Annotated in this window: 3 protein-coding genes; all 3 read left to right on the top strand. The window is 73.3% G+C overall.

The window, feature by feature from the left end; genetic code table 11:
- Positions 1-1,722: 1,722 nt before the first annotated feature.
- On the top strand, positions 1,723-1,929 hold the full coding sequence (locus DZF91_RS25985) for a cold-shock protein (RefSeq protein ID WP_117359821.1): 207 nt from the start codon (positions 1,723-1,725) through the stop codon (positions 1,927-1,929).
- A 272-nt stretch (positions 1,930-2,201) separates the two neighbouring features.
- A complete protein-coding gene (hisI, locus tag DZF91_RS25980; protein ID WP_117359820.1) occupies positions 2,202-2,600 on the top strand; it encodes a phosphoribosyl-AMP cyclohydrolase in 399 nt (132 codons plus the stop codon).
- The coding region (locus DZF91_RS25975; RefSeq protein ID WP_235834569.1) for a Trp biosynthesis-associated membrane protein at positions 2,597-3,126 on the top strand (530 nt) is incomplete at its 3' end. The genes hisI and DZF91_RS25975, both read left to right, overlap by 4 nt.

Here is a 3,126-nt window from a genome sequence, read left to right as displayed (position 1 = left end):
GGCCGCCATCGGCGTCCGGCGCCGACCGGCCGTCCGACGGGCCCGCCGCTGCCGCGGCGCCGTTCCCCACCGGGGCGCGACCGTCCGCGTGCGCGTCGGCGTTGGCCGCCACGGAACCGTTGCTCGCGACGGACGAGGCGTCCGTGCCCGAGGCGGCATCAAGGCCCGACGACATCTCCGTGCCCGCCGAAGCGTCAATGCCCGCCGAAGCGTCAATGCCCGCCGAAGCGTCAGTGCCCGCCGAGGCGTCGAAGGCCGCGGAGGCGTCCGTGGCCGCCGAGGGATCCGCCTCGGACGAGGCGTCGGGACCGCCGGTGCCGCCGGGGCCGGACGGGGCGGGACGGGGGGACGAGGCTCCGCGTCGAGATGAGCCTGCTGGCACGGGGGCTCCTTGGGGCAGAAGGGTTGGGGCGCGACTATCCCTACCATCCGGGCGTATCGGGTATTCCCGTCATGATCATCGGGGCGGGCGCCCGGCATGCCGTCCGCCGCCGCGGCCGGGCCGTCCCGGCCGGGGCCCTGTCGGCCGCGAACGCCCGTCCCGTGGGGCCCGCGAGGCGCGAGTCGCGCCTTCGAGGGTTAATGTGGACGGCTCGTCCGGGTCGCGGCACGCGTGCCCGCGGCCCCGGAACCGGGGAGTACGCCGAGGGGAGGCGTCCCGGTGCCGGGGAGCCGCTTCCGGGGCGGGCGCGGGGTGGCCGCGGGGCCCGGGCGGCGGAACGGTTCGCCGCCGGCGGCGGTCCGCGCCGGGTTGTTCGGTGAAGTGGCGGAAGGGGAATCGGGGCGGCGGCCGAGTCGCCCTTCGTGCGTTCTTCTTGACGTCGAGAAAATGGCGAACGCCGCCGAGTTCTTTGTTCACCGCGAGGACATCAGCCGTGCACGCCTCCGTCGGGAGTGCCCTCGGCATGGGCCCGCACGGCCGAATCTCGTCTTCGGCGGATAAAAAATGCCCTGCATGTCCTTAAAAATGTGTCCATAGAGGACAGGTCGCCGCCCTGCCGGAGCGCGCCCGGAGAGGACCGGCCGGGCGTCCGCCGGAGGCCGCGGAAGATCGCCGACGGCGTCCGCGCGCGCCGTCGCGAGGCCCCCGGATCCCGGATCCGGTCATCGGGGTGACGGGAGAGGTTCCAGAGGTTCCAGAGGTTCGGAATCTCCTAGTACGTCGGGCCGATCGGTCCGACGGCGCCTCCCGGCGGGCACCGCGAAAACTGACCACCCGGTCGCATCCGTCCGTCCGGGGCCGGGGGCCGCGGCCCGCCGCGGCGCGCTCCGCTCTCGGCGGAACTTCTCCATGTTTGGGGAAACGGTGAGTCAGGTAGGCGGCGCCCTTCCGGGACGGCGCCGGACAGGCCGCCGCCTTCGCCCGGAATCGCGCATATGACCATGGTGGCCAGCGGAAATCCGCGCTCTCCGCCGCCCCGAACAAGCGCCGAACTCGGATCGACGGATGTCCGTCAGGACTCGCTTCCATGTGACGCGCGGCTCGGCGCCGCTCGGGGCGCCGATCGAATGGGTTGCGGCTCCTGCGTTTTACGCCGATCCGGTGATACTGTGGTCCGGTCGGTTGCAGTCGTGGTTCTCGATCGTTTGTACGGACGCCCGCGGACTGATGGCAGCGGGCGTTTTGGCTATCCGGGACCATCCCGGCGGCGAGAGCGTTCCGCTAGCAGCCGCGCTGGGCCCGCGAGGTGTGGGCCCACGTTTTGCCGCAAGGAGAAAGACATGCCCCAGCAGGGCACCGTGAAGTGGTTCAACGCCGAAAAGGGCTTCGGCTTCATCGCCGTCGACGGCGGTGGCCCCGACGTCTTCGTGCACTACTCGGCGATTCAGACCTCCGGGTACCGCTCGCTGGACGAGAACCAGCGCGTCCAGTTCGAAGTGACGCAGGGTAACCGGGGTCCGCAGGCCGACCAGGTCGTCCCCCTGTAACACCCGCAGTCGTCCGCGCAGCCCGCGTTCCTTTCCGGAACGCGGGCTGCGCTGCGTTTCCGCGCTTTCCGCCCGCCGTCCCGCTCCGCCGCCCGGCCTCCGGCCGTATCCGCGGCATTGGAGCCGTCCGTGGCCGTCCCCGCGCCTCTCCTTGCCATGTGTCTTTCGTCACTCTCGACCCGGCCGCGGCGACCATCCCGTCCCCAAGGGCTGACCAGGAGGAGGGACGGAAAGCGGGACCTGGACGCGGACGGCCGATGGCCTGCGGCAGAATGGACCGCATGTCCACCGCCCCTTCCGAGTCCCGACTCGACCCCGAGATCGCCGCGCGGCTCAAGCGCGACGCCGACGGGCTCGTCCCCGCCATCGCCCAGCAGTACGACACCGGTGAGGTGCTGATGCTGGCGTGGATGGACGACGAGGCACTCCACCGCACGCTCACCACCGGGCGCGCCACCTACTGGTCGCGCAGCCGCCGGGAGTACTGGGTGAAGGGCGAGAGCTCCGGCCACCAGCAGTGGATCAAGTCGGTCGCGCTCGACTGCGACAAGGACGCGATCCTCCTCAAGGTGGACCAGGTCGGCGGGGCCTGCCACACCGGCGACCGGACCTGCTTCGACGCCGACGTCCTGGACGCGGTGGTCGGCGAACGGCCCGCCGAGCGGTCGTGACCCCCGCCCGGGAACGCGGTGTCGCGGCCCTGGTGTGCGCCGCCGGGGCCGGGCTGACCCTGCTCGCCGCCGGGCAGCGCTGGGCCACCGTCCGCGCGCAGGACTCGATCACCCCGTACACCCAGCACCTCACCGGCCACGACCTCGGCCAGTTCGCGTCCGCGCTCGGCTGGGCCGGGCTCGCCGGGCTGGCCGCGCTGTTCGCCACGGCCGGCCGGGTCCGCGCCGGCGTCGGGCTGCTGCTCGCGCTGTTCGGCGCGGGCGTCGTGGTCACCTCGGTGACCGCGTCGCGGCCCTCGCACGTCGCCGAGGTCGCGGGGGAGAAGAGCGCGCTGATGCGGCTCGGCGCGCACCCGGTCGTCCACGTGGAGCCCTGGTGGGGGCTGTCGATGGCGGGCGGCGTGCTGCTCGCCACGGCCGGGCTGATCGTCCTGGTGCGGGGGGCGCGCTGGCCGGGGCTGTCGTCCCGGTACGCGCGGCCCGAGCAGGCCGCCAAGCCCGCGCGCGCCGCGAAGGCCGGCGCCGC

Source organism: Actinomadura logoneensis, from assembly GCF_003428695.1.
GTDB lineage: Bacteria > Actinomycetota > Actinomycetes > Streptosporangiales > Streptosporangiaceae > Spirillospora > Spirillospora logoneensis.
Note: the sequence above shows the minus strand (reverse complement) of the source record. Positions and strands in the feature narration are given on the sequence as shown.

Excerpts from the sequence above, each read along its gene's own strand:
- DZF91_RS25985 (WP_117359821.1), top strand. The coding sequence starts at position 1,723 with ATGCCCCAGCAGGGCACCGTGAAGTGGTTCAACGCCGAAAAGGGCTTC.
- hisI (WP_117359820.1), top strand. The coding sequence starts at position 2,202 with ATGGACCGCATGTCCACCGCCCCTTCCGAGTCCCGACTCGACCCCGAG.